This is a genomic window from Exiguobacterium mexicanum (assembly GCF_005960665.1).
GTDB classification, from domain to species: Bacteria; Bacillota; Bacilli; order Exiguobacteriales; family Exiguobacteriaceae; genus Exiguobacterium; species Exiguobacterium mexicanum_A.
The window spans coordinates 149,814-169,330 of the sequence record NZ_CP040676.1 but is presented as its reverse complement, the minus strand read 5'-3'; the positions used below and the strand labels follow the sequence as shown (position 1 = coordinate 169,330).

25 protein-coding genes are annotated in these 19,517 nt (G+C 52.7%); 15 read left to right on the top strand and 10 right to left on the bottom strand.

The window, feature by feature from the left end; all coding sequences use genetic code 11:
• Positions 1–55: 55 nt before the first annotated feature.
• On the top strand, positions 56–262 hold the full coding sequence (locus FED52_RS01385; RefSeq protein WP_034779520.1) for a hypothetical protein: 207 nt from the start codon (positions 56–58) through the stop codon (positions 260–262).
• 19 nt (positions 263–281) lie between these two features.
• Here FED52_RS01385 and FED52_RS01380 read toward each other — a convergent pair whose 3' ends face one another.
• Complete coding sequence (locus FED52_RS01380) at positions 282–713, bottom strand: hypothetical protein (RefSeq protein WP_034779522.1); 432 nt, start codon at positions 711–713, stop codon at positions 282–284.
• 146 nt (positions 714–859) lie between these two features.
• Between FED52_RS01380 and FED52_RS01375 the strand changes: the two genes are divergently transcribed.
• Complete coding sequence (locus tag FED52_RS01375; RefSeq protein WP_138858656.1) at positions 860–1,855, top strand: MDR family oxidoreductase; 996 nt, start codon at positions 860–862, stop codon at positions 1,853–1,855.
• A 58-nt stretch (positions 1,856–1,913) separates the two neighbouring features.
• Here FED52_RS01375 and FED52_RS01370 read toward each other — a convergent pair whose 3' ends face one another.
• The 4 genes from FED52_RS01370 to FED52_RS01355 all read right to left on the bottom strand — a co-directional run bounded on the left by FED52_RS01370 (position 1,914) and on the right by FED52_RS01355 (position 4,401).
• The gene (locus FED52_RS01370; RefSeq protein ID WP_034779525.1) at positions 1,914–2,258 is read right to left on the bottom strand and encodes a YflT domain-containing protein; all 345 of its coding nucleotides are present in this window, start codon (positions 2,256–2,258) and stop codon (positions 1,914–1,916) included.
• Positions 2,259–2,354: 96 nt separating this feature from the next.
• Entirely contained in the window at positions 2,355–3,815 is a 1,461-nt protein-coding gene (locus FED52_RS01365) for a UDP-N-acetylmuramoyl-L-alanyl-D-glutamate--2,6-diaminopimelate ligase (protein ID WP_138858655.1), read from the bottom strand.
• A 155-nt stretch (positions 3,816–3,970) separates the two neighbouring features.
• A complete protein-coding gene (locus FED52_RS01360; protein WP_029594536.1) occupies positions 3,971–4,171 on the bottom strand; it encodes a helix-hairpin-helix domain-containing protein in 201 nt (66 codons plus the stop codon).
• Positions 4,168–4,401, bottom strand: a complete 234-nt coding sequence (locus FED52_RS01355; RefSeq protein WP_029594535.1) for a hypothetical protein — start codon at positions 4,399–4,401, stop codon at positions 4,168–4,170. The genes FED52_RS01360 and FED52_RS01355 overlap by 4 nt, the downstream gene beginning before the upstream one ends.
• Before the next feature lie 130 nt (positions 4,402–4,531).
• Between FED52_RS01355 and FED52_RS01350 the strand changes: the two genes are divergently transcribed.
• Together FED52_RS01350 and FED52_RS01345 are read left to right on the top strand one after the other, a co-directional pair.
• Positions 4,532–4,747 (top strand): hypothetical protein, encoded by a 216-nt coding sequence (locus FED52_RS01350; protein WP_235420224.1) that lies wholly within the window; start codon positions 4,532–4,534, stop codon positions 4,745–4,747.
• A 199-nt stretch (positions 4,748–4,946) separates the two neighbouring features.
• A complete protein-coding gene (locus FED52_RS01345; protein ID WP_167491731.1) occupies positions 4,947–5,183 on the top strand; it encodes a sigma factor in 237 nt (78 codons plus the stop codon).
• On the opposite strand, the gene FED52_RS01340 is transcribed toward FED52_RS01345, so the two are convergent.
• Positions 5,166–5,978, bottom strand: a complete 813-nt coding sequence (locus tag FED52_RS01340) for an HAD family hydrolase (protein ID WP_167491729.1) — start codon at positions 5,976–5,978, stop codon at positions 5,166–5,168. The two genes, FED52_RS01345 and FED52_RS01340, sit on opposite strands and share 18 nt — an antisense overlap.
• 62 nt (positions 5,979–6,040) lie before the next feature.
• Between FED52_RS01340 and FED52_RS13810 the strand changes: the two genes are divergently transcribed.
• The 5 genes from FED52_RS13810 to FED52_RS01320 all read left to right on the top strand — a co-directional run bounded on the left by FED52_RS13810 (position 6,041) and on the right by FED52_RS01320 (position 8,874).
• Positions 6,041–6,292, top strand: a complete 252-nt coding sequence (locus tag FED52_RS13810) for a hypothetical protein (RefSeq protein ID WP_029594531.1) — start codon at positions 6,041–6,043, stop codon at positions 6,290–6,292.
• A 115-nt stretch (positions 6,293–6,407) separates the two neighbouring features.
• Entirely contained in the window at positions 6,408–6,968 is a 561-nt protein-coding gene (locus FED52_RS01335; RefSeq protein WP_138858652.1) for an RNA polymerase sigma factor, read from the top strand.
• A complete protein-coding gene (locus FED52_RS01330) occupies positions 6,965–7,678 on the top strand; it encodes an anti-sigma factor (RefSeq protein ID WP_138858651.1) in 714 nt (237 codons plus the stop codon). The genes FED52_RS01335 and FED52_RS01330 overlap by 4 nt, the downstream gene beginning before the upstream one ends.
• 84 nt (positions 7,679–7,762) lie before the next feature.
• A complete protein-coding gene (locus tag FED52_RS01325) occupies positions 7,763–8,674 on the top strand; it encodes a Gfo/Idh/MocA family protein (RefSeq protein ID WP_138858650.1) in 912 nt (303 codons plus the stop codon).
• Positions 8,675–8,688: 14 nt separating this feature from the next.
• The gene (locus FED52_RS01320) at positions 8,689–8,874 is read left to right on the top strand and encodes a hypothetical protein (protein ID WP_138858649.1); all 186 of its coding nucleotides are present in this window, start codon (positions 8,689–8,691) and stop codon (positions 8,872–8,874) included.
• Between the two features lie 37 nt (positions 8,875–8,911).
• On the opposite strand, the gene FED52_RS01315 is transcribed toward FED52_RS01320, so the two are convergent.
• The gene (locus tag FED52_RS01315; protein ID WP_138858648.1) at positions 8,912–9,829 is read right to left on the bottom strand and encodes a DMT family transporter; all 918 of its coding nucleotides are present in this window, start codon (positions 9,827–9,829) and stop codon (positions 8,912–8,914) included.
• A gap of 326 nt (positions 9,830–10,155) precedes the next feature.
• Here FED52_RS01315 and abc-f point away from each other — a divergent pair, with 326 nt between their 5' ends.
• Positions 10,156–11,994, top strand: a complete 1,839-nt coding sequence (gene abc-f / locus FED52_RS01310; RefSeq protein WP_138858647.1) for a ribosomal protection-like ABC-F family protein — start codon at positions 10,156–10,158, stop codon at positions 11,992–11,994.
• Positions 11,995–12,009: 15 nt separating this feature from the next.
• Here abc-f and FED52_RS13805 read toward each other — a convergent pair whose 3' ends face one another.
• Positions 12,010–12,171: a hypothetical protein gene (locus FED52_RS13805; protein WP_034779568.1), complete on the bottom strand. Its 162-nt coding sequence runs from the start codon at positions 12,169–12,171 to the stop codon at positions 12,010–12,012.
• A gap of 98 nt (positions 12,172–12,269) precedes the next feature.
• Here FED52_RS13805 and FED52_RS01305 point away from each other — a divergent pair, with 98 nt between their 5' ends.
• Positions 12,270–12,602 carry a hypothetical protein gene (locus FED52_RS01305; RefSeq protein ID WP_138858646.1) on the top strand — a complete coding sequence of 111 codons (333 nt, stop codon included), beginning with the start codon at positions 12,270–12,272 and terminating at the stop codon, positions 12,600–12,602.
• Positions 12,603–13,160: 558 nt separating this feature from the next.
• On the opposite strand, the gene FED52_RS01300 is transcribed toward FED52_RS01305, so the two are convergent.
• On the bottom strand, positions 13,161–14,015 hold the full coding sequence (locus FED52_RS01300) for an HAD family hydrolase (protein ID WP_138858645.1): 855 nt from the start codon (positions 14,013–14,015) through the stop codon (positions 13,161–13,163).
• A gap of 164 nt (positions 14,016–14,179) precedes the next feature.
• Here FED52_RS01300 and FED52_RS01295 point away from each other — a divergent pair, with 164 nt between their 5' ends.
• The 4 genes from FED52_RS01295 to kynB all read left to right on the top strand — a co-directional run bounded on the left by FED52_RS01295 (position 14,180) and on the right by kynB (position 18,582).
• Positions 14,180–15,694 carry a BCCT family transporter gene (locus FED52_RS01295; RefSeq protein WP_138858644.1) on the top strand — a complete coding sequence of 505 codons (1,515 nt, stop codon included), beginning with the start codon at positions 14,180–14,182 and terminating at the stop codon, positions 15,692–15,694.
• Between the two features lie 121 nt (positions 15,695–15,815).
• Positions 15,816–17,093 (top strand): kynureninase, encoded by a 1,278-nt coding sequence (gene kynU, locus FED52_RS01290; protein ID WP_138858643.1) that lies wholly within the window; start codon positions 15,816–15,818, stop codon positions 17,091–17,093.
• Positions 17,094–17,104: 11 nt separating this feature from the next.
• Positions 17,105–17,944 carry a tryptophan 2,3-dioxygenase gene (gene kynA / locus FED52_RS01285; RefSeq protein ID WP_138858642.1) on the top strand — a complete coding sequence of 280 codons (840 nt, stop codon included), beginning with the start codon at positions 17,105–17,107 and terminating at the stop codon, positions 17,942–17,944.
• A 14-nt stretch (positions 17,945–17,958) separates the two neighbouring features.
• Positions 17,959–18,582, top strand: coding sequence for an arylformamidase (gene kynB, locus FED52_RS01280; RefSeq protein WP_138858641.1), 624 nt, complete (start codon positions 17,959–17,961; stop codon positions 18,580–18,582).
• Between the two features lie 30 nt (positions 18,583–18,612).
• Here kynB and FED52_RS01275 read toward each other — a convergent pair whose 3' ends face one another.
• The gene (locus FED52_RS01275) at positions 18,613–19,482 is read right to left on the bottom strand and encodes a MurR/RpiR family transcriptional regulator (protein ID WP_034779583.1); all 870 of its coding nucleotides are present in this window, start codon (positions 19,480–19,482) and stop codon (positions 18,613–18,615) included.
• Positions 19,483–19,517 lie beyond the last annotated feature (35 nt).

Here is a 19,517-nt window from a genome sequence, read left to right as displayed (position 1 = left end):
TTAGGTTCAACCGCCTACACTAGAAACAGATGAAATGAGAAAGGGTGGCTAAGTCATGAAGACGATTGCAGGAGGATTATTATTTTTCGGCTTGTTCAGTCTCGGATTGTCGTTCACGATGATTGGGGACACGGCGATTGTCGGAGCGATGGTGAGCGGTGTCGCCATCTTATGTAGCGTCGGGCTTTGGTTCGGAGCGACAGAAGTAACGCGCATCCGTGTTGCTCTCCTCGACAGCAAAAAAACGTCTTTCCCCGAATAAGGGAAAGACGTTTTTGGATTCATTGATTGTCTTCTTCTTCGTAATCATCATCAGCATATTCCTCGAAATCATACTCTTCGAAGTCCGCTTCATCGATAAAGATGTCGCGGTCATTGACGACGTGAATCGGACCGTTGGCCACATCGATTCGAATCGTCCATGCCCATGGAATGCGCAATCGGCTATAAACGCCTGTCCAGAATTCCATCGATTCTTGCTCGTATCGTTCGAACTCTGCCAGCAACTCTTTAAAGGTTACCCCTGACAACTGAAAGTTTGAGTCTTGGATTCGCTCGAGCGCATTATGTGTCGCCTCGAGTTCCGCCGCACGTACCATCTCTTCGGCCGTTGCCATCTCAAGAATGGTACCATCCGGTGGCAGAATGTCGTATACGTTAAACAATTCGCCTTCTTCTACTTCTTCATCAAACTCATAGTCGTCGTGCCGCATGCTTCATTCCTCCTCACTCTAGTTGAATCTCTTTCATTGTACCATTCCACTCCCTGTTAGAACGAAACATTCGTGTATATATTTTGGCAGGTAGGGAATCATAACAAAGGAATAGAATACGTATCAGCGAAAGGGGCCAATTGACCATGAACGAATCATTTCAAGCACTCGTCCTCGACAAGACGGATGACCATCTTCACGCCAAGGTGACGGACGTCAAACTCGACGCACTTCCAAAAGAAGAAGACGGTAACGTCCTCGTCGAGGTCCATTATTCCGCACTCAATTATAAGGACGCCCTCGGTCTTACCGAACCCGGAAAAATCATTAATCAATACCCGTTCATCCCTGGATGTGAATTTGTCGGCAAGGTCGTCGAGTCCGATCATCTCGACTTCAAAGCCGGCGATGAAGTCATCGCCACCGGTTTCGGGATCGGCGAACGACATTTCGGCGGATTCAGTCAATTTGCACAAGTTCCCGGAAACTGGCTTGTAAAACTGCCTAAAGGTATGGACATGCGTGATGCCATCACAATCGGGACACCTGGATTGACAGCCATGCTTTCAATCGATGCGCTTGAGTCCGCTGGCGTTCGACCAGGGGAAGAAGTGCTAGTAACAGGTGCAACTGGAGGCGTAGGCAGTTTTTCGATTATCTTACTTCATAAACTTGGCTATCACGTCATCGCATCCACAGGAAAGACAGACTCCCCTTACTTGCAAGCACTTGGCGTTGACACCGTCATCGATCGACACGAGCTTGAGGGAGCGGTTCGTCCGTTAGCTCGACAGCGGTTTGACGCGGCAATCGATTCGATTGGCGGGGCCACTCTTGCGAATATTTTGAGTCAAACGCGTTATGAAGGTGCCGTTGCAGCTTGCGGACTTGTCGGCGGTTCCGACCTTCCAACAACTGTTTATCCGTTTATTTTGCGCGGAGTCAAATTAATCGGCATCGACTCGGTCATGCAACCCATCGTACGTCGTCTGAAGGCGTGGGAACGACTGGATGAGCTGCTTGATTCTAACGTGCTCAACCATATGATTCATGAGATTCCGTTGCATGACGTCCCTCGCCACGCTGAGGCGATGATGCGCGGCGAACTGAGCGGCCGGACCGTCGTTCGGATCCATGACTAACAAACAGGGCTGAATCCATCGATTCAGCCCTGTCTCTGTATTCTCCATGGTGGTGGAATTATAACGTGAATCCGGCTGGTGCGTCTTTGACGACGACGATCACCTTGCCTTGGTCTAATTTTTTCTCGAGTTGATCCGCTTCGGTCGATGAGAAGCCGAGCTGTTCGAATTGGGCTCGAAGCTCGTCCCCTTTTTTACGGAATACATTTTTCGCGGCCGTCCCCAGGCCGACGTCTGATGCCGTCACCGTATTCGCGTCGGCATTATCGGCCACACGGTCGGTCCGGTCATCGTCATGGGTGATGACATAAATGTGCTTGTCCTCAATCCCTTTCGCTTTCATCGATTGAATGGCGGTCACGACTTCTTCATCATTTGTGAACTCTTTGTACAAAACTGACATGTGTAGTTCCCTCCTTCGATAGCGTTACAGTAAGAGTAATTACCTTCTTTTCCTAAAATGACACATTAAAAAACGATGACAGCTGTCATCGTTTCGTTAAACGGCCGGTTCTTGGCCTTTTAATTTTTTTAATTCATCGAGCAAGATGTCCGATTCGTTGAACGGAATCGACTCTTGTCCGACTCGTTCGACATGGTCATGACCTTTTCCGACGACGACGATCCGTTTCCCGACGAGCGCTTGTTGCGCTGCATGGCGCAAGGCATCTCGCCGTTCCTCGAACGTCACGTAATGCGTGTTCGAATCAACACCTTCGAGCAATCCATCGATGATGTGCCTCGGGTCTTCCGTCCGCACGTCATGTACTGTCACGATTAAATCGTCTGAATAGCGGCTCGCGATTCGACCCATCTCTGCCCGCTTCGTCGGATCTCGGTCTCCGGCCGCACTCAAGACGACCACGAGCTCTCGCTCACCTTGCTGAAGCGTCGACAAACATTTTTCGAGTCCGTCCGGCGTATGGGCATAGTCGATATAAATCTCGCCATCTTCCGTATCAAGTCGCTCGAGACGACCTTTTGGAAGCGTGAGTCCTGGCACGTTGGCGATGATGGAGCGCAACATCAGTTCCGACGTCGAGACGAGACCGATGGCCGCAGCCAGGTTGGCGGCGTTGAATGCGCCCATGAAGCGGACCGGCGCCTCAATCGTCAGTGCGTTCATTTTGACGACTACCGTTTGGTCATGCCAAATGACTTGGATATCGGCCGGTACGTCGGCATGCGTGCTATACATGATACGTCGACGGGTCGGGGCAAAGGCGGCCATCGTCTTACTGGCCGGGTCTTCGGCGTTCAAAATAATGGCGTCCCCGTCTGTCGTTTCAACTTGTTCGAATAATCGGGCTTTGGCCCGGGCGTACTCGTCCATTGAGCGATGGTAATCCAAGTGGTCATGCGTCAAGTTCGTGAACGCCGCCGCGTGAAATCGGACGCCTTCGACACGTCCTTCCATCATTGCATGCGAGGAGACTTCGACGACACAGTCGGTCACGCCGGCATCCGCCATCTCGGCCAAAATACGATGTAAGACGACGGCTTCCGGCGTCGTATTTGGTGTTTTTAATGTTTGATTTTTATAACGTGCTCCAATCGTACTGACAATCCCGACCGGCCGTCCGGACAGACGAAATAGATCATATGTCAATGTCGCGGTCGTCGTTTTGCCATTCGTACCGGTGACACCGTAAATACGCATCCGATGTGAGGGGTGGTCATAAAAGGCACTGGCCACCACGCCGGCTGTCCGCTTCGTGTCCGCGACGACAAGGTTCGGCACCTCAAGATCAAGCGGGTATTCCGAGATGACAGCAACCGCTCCTTTGGAGACGGCATCCTCAGCGAATTCATGTCCGTCCACCGTATAACCGCGGATACAGATAAATAAATTCCCTGGACTGACCTTTCTGGAATCTGTCTCAATTCCGGTCACCCATGGATCGCGTTCGATGTCATCCATCTCATTTTCTAGAATGGCGGATAAACGTTTCGTCCTCATGCTGTGTACTTCCTTTCTCATGGGTGTCGCTAGGTTCGCAAACCTTATCGTCATGGTACTAGATATTAGGCTGTAATGGAGATGACAAATATATTACTTCCCTTTTTACGTGCAATGCAATCGCCCAACCAAAAAATTCCTAGTCCAGGACGGGACTAGGAATGTATTTCGCTGTCGGTGAACCGAAGTCCTTGCTCATGAAGCGCGGTTTCCAAGATTCGCAGCACACTTGGCCCGACCCCATGTAAGGCCGCAATCTCTTGCTTCGTATACGTGGCCAACTGTTCGAGCGTATCGATATAGGCGGCCTTGAGCGCCCGTTCGGCCGGCGCCGAACATTTCGGAAGTGGTGTCATCCAATTCCCTCCTCTCGTCCTGAATCTCGTTCGATCGTCGGGAGACAGGCGAGGACACGTTCCATACAAAATGTCCGACGGGCCTTCTTGCGTATATCCCACGCGACAAGTCGATCGCCTTGCAGCTTCATCAGTTTGACGCGTCGCTTTGAAATGACCCCGTTCCGATCGATATACACCATTTCTACGACTTGTCCGTTCCGCATCCAACGCATGACCTCTTGCCTCATCTGATCTCCCTCCTTTTGTTACCTTTATTATATCGAACATTTGTTCGTAACTCCAGTCTAGAGGTGTGCTTTTGAGCGATTTGCCGTATGCTAGAAGAAATGAATCTTTTGCGAAAGGGGTACGCCCGTTATGACATATGTCATGTTGGCCGTTTTGGCCATCGTCCTATTCATCTCCATGATTTATGCCGCCAAAGCCTTGCCAAATTTGCGAAATGTCTTATTCAACCGCGGCAGCCTGTTCGGCCAAGACACCGAGACCGTCACGTGTCCGAACTGTAAGAAAACGTTCAAACGGTCCGGTGGGAACACCCAGACATGCCCTCACTGTTATACGTCGTTTTAACCCAAAAACACCCGCCTGGCCGCTAGACGCGGACCTCGGGTGTTTTTTGAATGTGCTCGAATCAGCAAGTAACCGTTTACGCTCACCTTATAAGTGAAATAAGAAGGTTCCGTCATTTTCCCGCAACTTAACCCGAGATAGTCTCATTCCTAAAGGAGTTCACCATGTCATCATATCCGATCACGATTTATGCGCACGATTGTTAAACCGCGAGACTTCCGCGCTCGAACTGCTGTACGACCGCTATGAGCGCATCTTATATTCGCTCGCCCTCCGCTTGACGACGCGAGCCGACTGGGCCGAGGCCGTCCTATCCGAGGTGTTCACCGAGCTTTGGAAACGGCGTCTGCCGCTCGATTTGACGACCCATCGGCTGAGAACGCATTTGTTCGAGCGTGTGGAGACCGCAGCGCTACGTCTAGTCGCGAGCGCTTAAACCCGTCTGCTCTACCGCTCGATGTAACACTTCTAGAATCCCATCCGCATACATGCCCTCGGTGACACGACCATGTTCTCGTTTGGCTTCTTCCGTCCCGTTACCAAGCACATAGCCGTTGCCGACATACCCCAACATTCCTAAATCGTTCCCACTGTCCCCGAACGCGTAGGCGTGCTCGGTTTGAAACGTATATCGGTCGCACACGTAGTCGACTGCAGCGACTTTCCCCGCCCCTCGTGGGATGAAATCAACATCGTAGGCGTCTGCCGGATCCCCGGCGAGCGGGTTGCAACGACTAACGTTGACCGCGATTCCGAAGTCACCGGCACTCGAACGAATATGCTCGAGCTCCTGTGCGCTCTCGCCGAAGTAATAATAATTGTGAATCCAGCCGCTTGTGCCAAGATTCGTCTGTGGTTCAATCGTGAGTGTTCGCCCTAGCCTGTCGACGACTTGGGTGACGCGGTCTGAAAAATCATCGGGAAACCGTGACGAATAACCGGGATCAAGCTCCAGTTGTCCGGACGCCGTCACTTGATACAGCTCTGTCCCGAGACTCGCCGCGATTCGATGTGGGAAGTAACGCATCTCGGCCCGCTTCACTTTCTCCATAATCGTCTCGAGCGAACTCCCCGTCACCCACATCGTCGATAAGCGATGTGAATGATGATCGAGAAAATCTTCGAGTTGCCGCAAGTGCTCCAACTGCTTTGCGGAACAAGCATGCGGGAAGTACGTCTCGTCGAAATCAAAACAGATGAGCGTCCGTCCTTCCTTTGTAAATCGTTTCATCGTCATCCTCCTTGTGTCGCCATACCCCTTCTCGTATAGTAAAAGGAGAAAGGACGTGCAACATGAAAAATCGTTTAAGCCGCTACTACTGTCAGTATAGCGGAATCGTGATCGGGTTCGGACTTGTCTTCGCCTTTTTGTTCGGCATACGGACATATTCATTTTGGCAACAATGGCTCCCGAACGGATTTGCGCTTCTCATCACATTCCTCACAGCAATGCTGTTTAGTTACGTGACGTATCGACTGCTCAGTGCCTTGAATTTGAAACTCTTTCACCGACTCGGCGACGCGACATCGACATGCTCCCGTTAAACACGGGACTACATAACGACCGTTCACAAAATAGTCACCTCAAATAGGCATCCATTTCACGGTTTCATCCGTTAGATCAATACAAGGGATTCCCTTATGGATAAAGGAGACAGCCATGACTGATATTGAATTGTACGAGCGCGTCAGGCAAAAAGACAAACAAGCGCTCGAGGCACTTTATGATCGCTATGAACGAATCCTGTATGCCTTTGTCATGCAGTTGACGAAAGACCGCGACCTCGCCGAAGAAGCGATGCAGGAAGTATTCATCAAGCTGTGGCGCGGCGGCGGCGTATATGATCACTCAAAAGGAAAATTCAAATCGTGGCTGTTCACGATGAGCCGTCATGTCACGATCGACTTGATTCGCAAACGAAAACCCGACCTGCAACTAGACGAGTCTTACGCTGAAGCCATCCCGTCCCCGGCCCCGTCCGTCGAGACCGAGGTCGAATGGCAAGAAGAGCGAACGCAAATCGAGACGGCGATGGCCGAACTGCCGACCGAGCAACAACAAGTCGTCCGTCTCATGTATTTCCAAGGGCTCAGCCAACAAAAGATTGCCGATGCGTGCGACATCCCGCTCGGTACCGTAAAAGGAAGGATTCGATTAGCGTTGAAACAGTTACGAAGGCATCTATCCCATGATTTGATCGATAAGGAGGTGGAACGATGAACGCTTGTGACCAATTGATTGATTATTTCAACCAGCATTTGACGGAAGACGAACGCATCCGGTTTGAAGCGCATCTCGCGACATGTCAAACGTGTCAAGAAGAGCTCGAACAACTCGAGGCCCTCGTCGGCGGCGTCGCGTTCCTCTCTGAACCGGCTGAACCACCGAGCGGGATGAAGGCACGCATCCTCGACAACGTGTTCGCAGAAGACGATACGGAGACAGCGTCGAAACCAGACGAACCGACCCCGGTCACCCCATTCACGGCATCGAAGAAAAAACAGAAGACGCCATGGGGAGCGCTCGCTCTCGTAGCCGCACTCATGCTCTCCTTGATCGGGAACGGCTATCTGCTATTGAACCAAGATGACCCGAGCGGCATCGCCTTGACCGAGACGGTACCGCTCGAAGGCGATTCGGAAGGCGTGGCTTATCTGGCCGAACAGGACGGTGAGCGTCAGCTCATCGTCCAAACGAACGGACTCGATGCGCTCGAAGCGAACGAGGTATATCAAGTTTGGCTCATAAAAGACGACTCCTCGATTCCGACCGGGGCGTTCGTGACGGATGCTAAAGGCAACGGGACCGTCATCTATACGCTCGATTCGACTGAATCGGAGACGGACTGGGATACCGTCGCTGTCACGAAAGAACCCGAACGCGGTAACACGGCACCAGAGGGCGACATCGTGCTCAGTGCCAGCCTATAAGCAAGAACCGAATGACCTGACGCACCGCGCGTACGTGTCATTCGGTTCTTTTTTCGTTATGATGATAGAAAAGGAGTGGTACATATGCGTCAGCCTAAAATTGGTGTCGTCGGTCTCGGCGGCATCGCTCAGAAAGCGTACTTACCGATTTTAACGAACAGCACATCGTTCGAACTGATCGGTGCCTATTCCCCAACCGTCGCCAAACGTGAGGCGATCTGTCGAGCCCATCGGATGGAATCATTCACGGGACTGCCCGAGCTCGCGGCAGCCGTCGACGCGGCGTTCGTCCACAGTTCGACCGAGACGCATTTCGACGTCGTCTCTTATCTGCTCGCAAACGGTGTCGATGTGTATGTCGATAAACCACTCGCTACGACAATCGAACAGGCGGAACGTCTCGTCGAGCTGGCCGAGCAGACGAACCGGAAGCTCATGGTTGGCTTCAATCGCCGCTTCGCCCCGATGTATCAGCACGTGAAAGAAGCAGCCCCATTCCACACGCTCGACTTCGTCAAGCATCGCGGGGACGGATTGCGCGGCCACGACTATCAGTTCACATTGCTCGATGACTATTTGCATGTCGTCGACACGCTCCGGTATCTCACCGGAAGCGAGTTGCGTCTAGTCACAGGGCATTTGGAGAAGACCACAGCGAACGGGCTTCATTTCGCCCGCCACGTCTGGCAAGACGAATACGGACTGCACACGACATCGATGCACCGCAAGGCCGGGACCAATCACGAAGGGCTGAGTGCCATCCGGGACGGACTTCGCGTGACGGTCGATGAGATGGTGACGCTTCAACGGTTCGAGCACGGCGCCCATTCAACGAAGACGTTCGGGTCATGGGACACGCTCCTGACTCAACGAGGCTTTCAAGGAGCGATCGACCACTTCATCTCGGCGTTGACCGACGATACGGCCATCATGACGGACGGTCGTGAGGCGCTCCTCACACAACAGATGGTGACAGATTTGTTCAGCTCACGCTAAGAGGAGGAAAACAAATGGATTTCTTTTTCTACATTATGATTATCGTCGTCGTGTCCATCGCCGCGGACAGCTTCAACAAGAGGCAAAAGGTTCGTGTCGAGGAACTTCGACTCAAAGTCGAACAAGAAAAGCTCGCCATCCAGCGGCTCGAGCTCGAAATGAAGCGCGACGAAGACAAACTCGATCATCACGGATTTTGAAAAGACGGTCGGCCCTTATTGGGTCGACCGTCTTCACTTATAGGATATGCCGTTCTGAGGTGAGTCTTGCGTCACTTATCCGTTTTTGCCGTCGTTCGGCGAGTGTCGACCAAGTGACGGCCGTGATGATGCAGGCGGCACCGATGAAGAAGTTGCGGTCGAGCCGTTCGTCGAGGACGAGCCAGCCGAGGTAACCCCCGACGAGCGGTTGGAAGAAGAAAAACAGCGACCCGACGCTCGCATCCATGAGTTCGATTCCTTTGTTCCAAAAGAAGAACGCCCCGGCCGTCGAAATGATGCCAACGTATAACACGCTGAGCCACAATACCGTGGTCATATCCGGTAAACCGGATGAGGCCACTTCCATTCCCATGAGCGGCGTCATCAATACGAAGGCGATGCCGATAGCGAACGTCGTGATCGTTAACGACGACATCGTCTCGGAAGCGATTTTCACATAGATGGACATGAGCGCCCACGTGATGGCGGCACCGACCAAGACGAGGCTACCGATGAAATACGTACCTTCGACGTGCCAGCCGACGACGATGATGACCCCGAGCGTCGCCAACAGAAGTGACCCGATTTTGACAGGTGTGAGCCGCTCTTTCAAGATCAATCGGGCGAAGATTACCATGAACGCCGGCGTCGCCGCCGTCACAAGCGATCCGGTATGGGCATCTGAGAGTTTCGTGCCGATGAATTGAAATGAAATCGAGGCGACATAGCCGACGACTCCGACGAGCGCGATCCACTTCCAGGCGCCCCTGGCAATCTGCTCGCGTCCGAACGCCCACCACATTATAAACAGAACGACAAAAGCGACGGCGTAGCGCATCCAGACGAGCGTGAACGGTTCGATATAGCCGAGCGCATACTTACTGACGACGTACATCCCGCCCCAAATGCTGGCGGCGAGCGTTAAACTGATAGCACCGAGCCATTCCTTGCGCATAGCGTCTCTCCTTTCTGATGCCTAAACAATACGACACCGTTTCCTGAAATTCCTGTCTCTCTAGTTGTCGAACTGACCGAAATCGCTTACAATAACTCTAATGATGATTGAAAGGAGGGAGAAAGGTGAACTTTGTCGGACGTACGCACTGGTCAACAGAACATTTGTACATTTTGCGTGCGATTTTTCACGATGTCGCGTAACCACAGGACCCGTCTGTCCTTTTTTAGACATTGCTGAAATACGACAAAGCGCCTCTCTTTCTTGCCGAGCGCTTCTTTGCGCTCGGTTTTTTTGATAGGCCTCTACTTTAGGAGGAACCATCTATGTTAATCGAATTACAACATATTCAAAAACAATTCGGCGGCCACGCCGTCTTAATCGATGCCAATCTTCAGGTAAACGCAGGCGAGCGAATCGGGCTCGTCGGACGGAACGGGAGCGGCAAGACGACACTCCTACACCTCATCGTCGGCGCCGATTCGCCCGACGAAGGGACGATCTATCGAAAACAACGGCTGACGATTGGCTATTTGGCCCAGATTCCTGCCCATCCCGGTAAATCAGGGCGAGACGTACTCTATACCGCGTTCGCCGAGTTGACGAGACTCGGTGACGAGATGCGACGACTCGAGGAACAGATGATCTCAAGTGACGACATCGACTCACTCCTCGAGACGTACGGCGCCCTGCAGATGCGCTATGAGAACGGCGGCGGCTATGCCATCGATTCGAAAGTGAATGCGATGATCGATGGATTACGGCTCACAAGTTTCGTCGACCGCCCATTCGACACACTCAGCGGCGGAGAACGGACCAAAGTCGGGCTCGCCTTGGCGTTGCTCCAAGAGCCGGAACTGCTCATCCTCGACGAACCGACGAACCATCTCGATTTAGAAGCGATGACTTGGCTCGAGTCATTCCTGCGTGACAGTCCGTCCACGCTTCTCCTCGTCTCACACGACCGCGTGTTTCTCGACGCCGTCGCCACACGCATCGTCGAATGTGAGGACGGGGAGTTGGCTAGTTTTGATGGCAACTACAGCGCGTTCGTCGCCCAAAAAGAAAAGAAGTTGCTCGATCAATTCCATGCCTATACGGAGCAACAAAAGAAAATCAAGAAGATGAAGGAAACGATTCGACAGCTAAGACAGTGGGCGAACGAAGGCATTCCACCGAACGAGAAGTTTTATCGGCGCGCCAAATCGATGGAGAAAGCGCTCGCCCGCATCGAGACGATCAAAAAACCACGACTCGAGGCCGTTCAACCGGACATTCAGTTCACAGCTCAGGGGCGGACCGGACGCGATGTGTTCGAGGCGACCGACGTGACGGTCACTTACGACCGGACCGTCTTCGAACACGTCTCGTTCTACGCCGGTCATGGCGAACGCATCGCCATCGTCGGCCCAAATGGGAGCGGCAAGTCGACCCTGTTGAAAGTGTTGCTGGGTCACCTCGAACCGGCGACAGGCGAGGTGCGACGAGCGGAACGGGCCCAAATCGGCTACTTGTCCCAACACATCGACTTTGATGACTCCCATCGGCTCATCGAGGCGTTCCGTGACCGCATCGCTGTCGATGAAGGGAAGGCCCGTCAATTGCTGGCCCAGTTCCTCTTCTATGGCGCGAGCGTCTTCAAACCGGTCAAAGATTTGAGCGGCGGTGAGAAGATGCGGCTCATGCTCGCCATCCTCATGCACGAGGACATCAACGTGCTCGTGTTAGACGAACCGACGAACCATCTCGACATCGAAGCGCGTGAGGCACTCGAAGACGCACTCGACCGCTTTACCGGCACGCTCGTCGCCGTCTCACACGATCGCTACTTCTTGAACAAGCTGTTCCCGATTACGTATTGGCTTGATGGGACAGCGACACATTTCCCGGGAAACGTGTCGTATGCGCTCGAAAAACGGCAACATGAAATGAACGCAGAGGTCGTCGTTCCTAAACCGAAACTCGTGAAACCGAAGCAAGAAACGACTCGCGACACCTCAGTTGATGAAGCTCGCCTGACCGAGCTCGAAGCATCACATCAAGCACTCCTGCACCAGATGAGTGAGACGAACGATTTAAAAGAATTAATGACGTTGCAGCAACAAGCCGATGCGCTCCAAGCAGACATCGACACATTGTTGAATCAGTTGCTCGAATCGATTTAATCAAAAACGACGCCCTTAGCGGCGTCGTTTTTGTTCGAACCAAGCTTGGACAAGAAAGCCCGTCACGCCAAGCGCCATCAAAAAATAGGGCACGATACGTGGGACAGCGCCCGTTTCCCCCATCATCATGAGGATCAATCCGCTCACGAACGTCCCGAGCCAATATATTTTCGGCATGTCGTCACTCCTCTATAATTTTTTTCTTGTAATTTGTCAGAATTTTTCGTAAAATATTTTGAAATTCTTATTTCCAGATATGGAAAGGAGACGCGTTCATGCCAAAACGAAACTGGGAGACGATTCTCCGATTCACCCTCGTCGTCACAATCACGCTCGCCACTTTCCTCTACGTCCGCTACTCGACCGAAATTGAGGAACGCGAACGTGCCTTAGAGCAGTACCTTGCGACTCATTATAACATTTCGGCGGAAACCTATTCGATTGACGGTACCCTTTCCTTAAGCGGTTACGTCTATGATTTGACGTTCGAAGACGAACCCGACGCCGCTTACACGTTTCAGGTCGAACAGGCCGCAGACGGCCATCGTGTGAAGTTTGAACGAGCAGATGGCAAACAACCGGACCGGGTCGCCACGTTCGCCCCATAAGAAAAAGCGCCACGTCTGTGGCGCTTAACGGTGAGCGTTTCTAGTAGAGCGGACTTTCACCCGACCGAGAAAGTTCCCGGCCGACCGTCCCATGCAATCAATCGATACGTGCTAGAAAATGGACGCGGTTCAGAACGCGATTTCGGAGCGTTCGTTCGTCTGAACATCAATCTGGCCCTACACAGAGACATTGCCTCCAAAACGGCCATGACTGCGTTTCGACGTAATAAGGTTGAAATCCATCATGAACCTCATCATGCCCACCTGTTTTGAAACACCGAGCTTCCTAGACGTTTTGCCTCCCACATATCCTTTTTGTCTGCCCCTCACCTCTCGCTCGAGGTCAGGTGGACGACAGTTTGAATCAGGAGATCACCTAGTCCGCCGGTCTTTCAACCAACTTGTCTCTCGTTTCACCGAGCCGGCCTCAGTCAAACAACGATTGAATCTTCGTTTCATCCGTTGCCCCCTTTCAGCTCAACACGTTGAATGAGGACTACACTAATACATTAACCGTTTTACGTGACATCGAATCCCTGTTCACCATTTCTCCAAAATTTAGTCGTCGATATAATGGTCGAGCGCATAGGCGACGCCATCATCCTCAACATCCTTCGTGATATGGGTGCTGATGTCTTTCAACGGATCGACGGCGTTCCCCATCGCAATCCTCGTTTCCGCCACTTCGAACATCGAGATGTCGTTCAAATTGTCCCCGATGGCCACAATATCCGCTTGTGGAATGCCGTGATGCTCTGCCAACTGCGTCAAGGCCATCCCTTTGCTCGCATTCGGATGACCGATCTCGATTTTTGTCCAGCCTGCCGTCGTGATCAAAATGTCGGTCCGAGGCTCATACAGTTTCCGGAGCTCGTGCAGTTTGCGCCGATCGAACGAATAGACAAAGACTTTGTACACTTCGTCGGCCTCAAAGTCGATGTCCTCGATCGCATCAACATATGTCAGCCCGAACTGTTCGTTTTGAATTTCAATCTCCCGCTCGCCCCATTCCCGTGAGAACGATTGGTCGTGCGGCAACACCTCATCCAACTCGCCCTTCAGTAAATCGGTACCCGAACGGAGTACTTTCACCCCGGCATTCGTATAAAATTCGACATACGCTCCGTGCTCATGGGCCACATCCCACAACTCCTGTACGACGTCTTTCGGGAGCGCGTGGTAATAAATGCGTTCGTTCTCATAGAAAGCGATCGCCCCGTTCCCGGACAAGATTGGACAAGTCAATCTGCTCCGTCGCAGCAACTCTTCGATATCGTGAATCGATCGGCCCGAAGAGATGGCGACCAAATCTCCCTCGGCTTGGCGACGCCGGATTGCGTCTTGGTTCGTTTCTGTGATGACACCAGTTCGAGACAATAACGTCCCGTCTAAATCGATGGCAATCAATTTCATATTCCAATCTCCTTTCAAACACGTCTCATCATTCCATTCCCCGAATTCATCCATCTCAACGCAAAGAAGACACCATTCTGGCATATAGGCGTTTTCCTTTCACGCAAATAGGGAAATATTTATTAGTCCTAAATAATAATTTGTGCGTTTGGAAAGGAGTCCTCATGAACACTTCACCTGAAAAGCCACGCTTGAATCGCGTGTTCTACATTTCGGCGAGTCTCATCGCTCTCCTCGTCCTGTTTGGCGCGATTCGTCCGACGTTGTTCGCGACGATTGCCGGGAACATCTTCAACTTCACGACCCGTTCGTTTGGTTGGTTTTACTTACTCGCCGTCTTCTTATTCGTCGTCTTCCTCGTCTTCCTCGCGTTCAGTAAATACGGGAAGATTCGGCTCGGGACGGACCAGGACCGTCCGCAATACCCGTTCTTTACTTGGATCGGGATGCTGTTCTCCGCTGGTTTCGGGGTCGGACTCGTCTTTTGGGGCGTTGCCGAACCGATGAGCCATTTCATCACCCCTCCGTATGCGGATACGACCGAGCTGACCGTCGAAGGAGCTCGATTGGCCATGGCATATTCCTTCTTCCATTGGGGCGTCAGCCAATGGTCCGTCTTCGCCATCGTCGGCTTGATTATCGCGTATTTCCAGTTCCGCCGAAATGCGGACGGCCTTATTTCGACGAGTCTGTCTCCGCTCATTAAAGACCGGGCTTATAAACAGCCGCTCAATCAAACGATTGATATTTTAGCCGTCATCGCGACCGTCATGGGTGTCGCCACGTCACTCGGTCTCGGTGTGCTCCAAATCAATGGTGGTTTGAACAGTGTCTTCGGGTTGCCGAACACAGCGCTCGTCCAAGTATTGATTATCGTTGTTTTGACCGTCTTATTTTTGACTTCGACGACGACCGGTCTCGACCGCGGCATCAAATGGCTCAGTAATATCAACCTCGGGACCGCGCTCGTATTGATGGTATTCGTGTTCTTTGCCGGCCCGACCATCTTTATTTTAGAGACGTTCACGCTCGGGTTAGGGGATTACTTACAGAACTTTATCCGCTACAGTCTTCGTTTGCAGCCGTACCAGCAAGGGACGTGGGTGCGTGATTGGACCATCTTCTACTGGGCATGGGCCATCGCTTGGTCGCCGTTCGTCGGTGCATTCGTCGCCCGCGTCTCACGCGGCCGAACGATTCGTGAGTTTATCGTCGGGGTGCTCATCGTGCCACCGTTCATCGCGCTCTTGTGGATTGCTGTGTTCGGCGGAACGGCCCTTCACCTCGACTTATTCGAAGGAACATCGATTGCGCAAGCGGTCGATGCCGATGTGACGAGTGCCTTATTCGTCACGTTCGCCGAACTGCCGTTCAGCTTTATTTTATCCGTCTTGTCGATTCTGTTGATTCTTACTTTCTTGATCACGTCAGCCGATTCGGCGACGTACATCATCAGCAGTATGACAACAAATGGTAGTTTGAATCCACCGCTCACTGTCCGAATCGTTTGGGGCATTTTGCTCGGCGGAATTGCCGCCGTTCTATTGATCGCGAGCGGGCTCGAGGGATTGCAGACCGCTTCACTCATCTCCGCCCTCCCGTTCACCGTCATCTTGATTCTGATGGTGTACACGCTGTTCAGTCTATTACGCAAAGAAAATGTCCGTAAAATCAAATAGGAATTGGGGTCGCCTCAAAGGCGGCCTTTTCTTTTGGGGATGCGTCCCTCCATATTGACACGTGCAAAGGCGATTGCTACGCTTTTGTCAGCATGACACGCAAGTCAAAGGGGGAAACGATATGGCTCAAGATTTCACACGGGCGTACGCGGAAACACGCGACGCCAGCGACTCGCTCGCACCATACCGGGGAGAATTTTATTTGCCGCAAGACGGTATTTATATGGACGGTAACTCGCTCGGCCTGTTATCGAAACGGGCCGAACGGACGTTACTCGAATCACTGAGCGATTGGAAAGAGCTCGGGATTGATGGCTGGATGTCGGGACGCCACCCATGGTTCAACTTGTCAGAACAATTGGCCGCACTTAACGCCCCGCTCGTCGGAGCCAGAGCCGAGGAAGTGATGGTCACCGGGTCGACGACGGTCAACTTGCACCAACTCGTCGCCTCATTCTTTAAACCGGAAGGCAAGCGGACGAAGATTTTAGCCGACACGCTCACCTTCCCATCTGACATCTACGCCTTGAAGAGTCAACTCGAGCTCCGCGGACTCGACCCGAGCGAACATTTGGTCCAAGTCTCGAGCCCGGACGGACGCTACTTGAAGGAAGAAGACATCATCGCAGCGATGACAGACGACATCGCCTTGATCGTCTTGCCGACCGTCCTCTATCGCAGCGGACAAATCCTCGATATGGCCCGTCTCGCCAAGGCGGCACACGAACGAGACATCTTGATCGGCTTGGACGCTTGTCATTCGGTCGGCGCCATCCCGCACGCATTCCACGACTGGGGTGTCGACTTCGCCTACTGGTGCAACTATAAGCATTTGAATGGCGGACCTGGCAGCGTCGGCGGTCTATTCGTTCACGAGCGTCACTTCGGGACGACGCCTGGCCTGGCCGGTTGGTTCGGTTCACGCAAAGATAAACAGTTCGACATGGATCATACGATGACGCCGGCCGATGACGCCGGTGCGTTCCAAATCGGGACGCCGCACGTCTTGAGCCTGGCTCCGCAACTTGGTGCCCTCGAGATGTTCAATGAGATCGGGATGGACGCCATCCGCGAAAAATCGCTCGCTTTGACGACGTATATGACCGCACTGATTGACGAAGTGCTCGCACCATACGGCTTCGTTATCGGCAGCCCGCGCAACGAGATACAGCGTGGTGCCCATTTGAGTCTCGAACACCCTGAGGCGGCCCGCATTTGTAAAGCGCTCAAACAGCATCGCGTCATCCCGGACTTCCGGGCCCCGAACATCATCCGACTCGCACCGGTCGCGCTCTACAACACGTTCACCGATGTGTATGATGTCGTGATGACGTTACAGACAATTATGGAAAACAAAGAATACGAGGCGTTCGAGAACGTCCGCGAAGTCGTGGCCTAAGGAGAAACAATATGAGTGAACGGATTGAACACAAAGTCGAGCAATCGATTCAGACAGACTTTTCGAAAGACATGTCTTACGGTGACTATTTGCAACTCGACCCGATTTTATCGAGTCAGCACCGCTTATCGGACCATCATGACGAGATGCTGTTCATCATCATCCATCAGACGAGTGAGCTGTGGATGAAATTGATTTTGCATGAACTGACGGCGGCCGTGACCGCCATCGAGACGGGAGAGCTCGAGCGTTCGTTCAAGATGCTCGCCCGTGTCTCGAAGATTCAACAACAGCTCATCCAGTCGTGGAGCGTCCTCGCGACGTTGACTCCGGCCGAGTATTTGGAGTTCCGCGACAAACTCGGTTCGTCTTCTGGCTTCCAATCGTACCAGAACCGCCAAATCGAGTTCGCCCTCGGCTTTAAGAACGCGCGCACACTCAGTGTCTACGCCCATGATGAGAAGCTATATCCGCTTCTCGAGTCGTCGCTACAGGCACCGAGCATCTATGACATGACCGTTCGCGAAATGCATCGCCGTGGTCTCGCCATCGATGACGCCGTGCTCAACCGGGACGTCACGAAAGACTGGGAATGGAACGAGAGCGTCGAAGCAGCTTGGGCCGAGGTGTACCGGGACGTGGACAAGTACTGGGACTTGTATGAGCTCGGAGAGAAACTGCTCGATATCGGTAGCCAGCAGCAGATGTGGCGCTTCAACCATATGAGCACCGTCGAACGGATTATCGGTCAAAAGATGGGGACGGGTGGATCGTCAGGCGTCAATTACTTGCGCCGCGTCCTCGACCACCGTTTCTTCCCTGAACTTTGGACTGTCCGGACAAAACTGTAAGGAGGACGAACACGATGACATGGATTGATGTTTCGCAACCGCTCGAAGACACGATCACGACATGGCCAGGCGACACGGCGTTCCGTTACGAGATCGCGTGGCCGATGGCCGATAGTGGTTCGGTCAACGTCGGGAAAGTGACGATGAGCCTGCATACTGGAACGCATATCGATGCCCCGTTCCATTTCGAGGACGCCGGACAGCGCGTCATCGATCTCGATCCCGGGCTCTATATCGGTCCGGCCCGGGTCATTCATCTCCCTGGACACGAACGAATCGAAGCGACGGACTTGGACGGTTTTGACTTGACCGGCGTCGAACGGTTGATTCTCAAGACCGACGGCTGGCCGAACAAGCAGGAATTCCCGAGCCACATCCCTGAACTCACGCCGTCACTTGCCGACCGTCTCGGCGAACTTGGGATTTACTTGATCGGTCTCGATTTGCCTTCGGTCGACGCAATCGACAGTAAAGAGATGGCGGCGCACCACGCGCTCGCCCGCAACGGGGTCCACATTCTCGAAGGACTCGTCCTCGACCATATCGCCCCTGGTGATTACGAATTGAACGCCGTGCCACTCCCGATCGTCAAAGGAGACGGCAGTCCGGTGCGCGCGCTCTTGCGTTCGCTCGATTAAACAAACACCCCTTCGCTCGAAGGGGTGTTTTCAGTCTTCCTGCATGACCTCACTCGAACTTTTACGATGGTCGAACCGTTTCGAGATTTGCACTTTGTAAGCCATGTTCGCCTCATAGTCTGTCGAGAACACACCAGCGTACAACAGGTCGAGCAAGCAATGAATCGAATCGTTCGTCGTGAAGCTCCCGATTTTCGAATAGAGGCGCTCACGGGTCGTCAAACGGAGCGTACAATCCGCCTGGTTCGAGATGGCATTCTCCCCTAGACTCGTCAAGGCGAGCACCGGCACACGTTGTTTCTTTAAGTAAGGAATAAGTCCGACCGTATAATCACTTTCTCCCGTATAGGAGATCAGGAGCGCACACGTCGTTTCGTCCGAGTTGGCCGCCTCGAATTCGGCATCGAATTCACAGAGGCTGACTTGTTTGCCGATCCGGTTCATCTTTGACTTGAAGTCGTGACAAAGCAACAAATTATGGATGACAGAAAAGACCTTGATATGGCGCGCTTCACTCAACATCGTTACGGCCTGCTCGTATGCCTCATGATCGAGCAACGACAGCGTGTCCTCGATCGTCATCTGTTTGAGGGCCGCCAGCTTGTTCGCCACAACCATCAAGTTATCCTTAGCCGAGAATGGCTCATTGGCATCGATATCCGAGAAGTGACGATTCAAATACTCGATTTCCTCCAAAAACTGTTCCTTCAACTCGAGCCAACCCGCAAACTCCAGTTTCGTAGCGATGCGACTTAACATCGATGGGTGCGTATACGTCGCCTCGGCGATTTGTTTCATCGTCTTGTCGTGGATCCGCTCCCGCTCGACGAACAAATAGTCGATGACGGCCCGTTCTGATTTAGAGAACAGGTCTTGCTTCATTTTCTCGGTCAATAGCATGTCCGGTCTCCTCTCGTGAATTGAATTCACAAAAA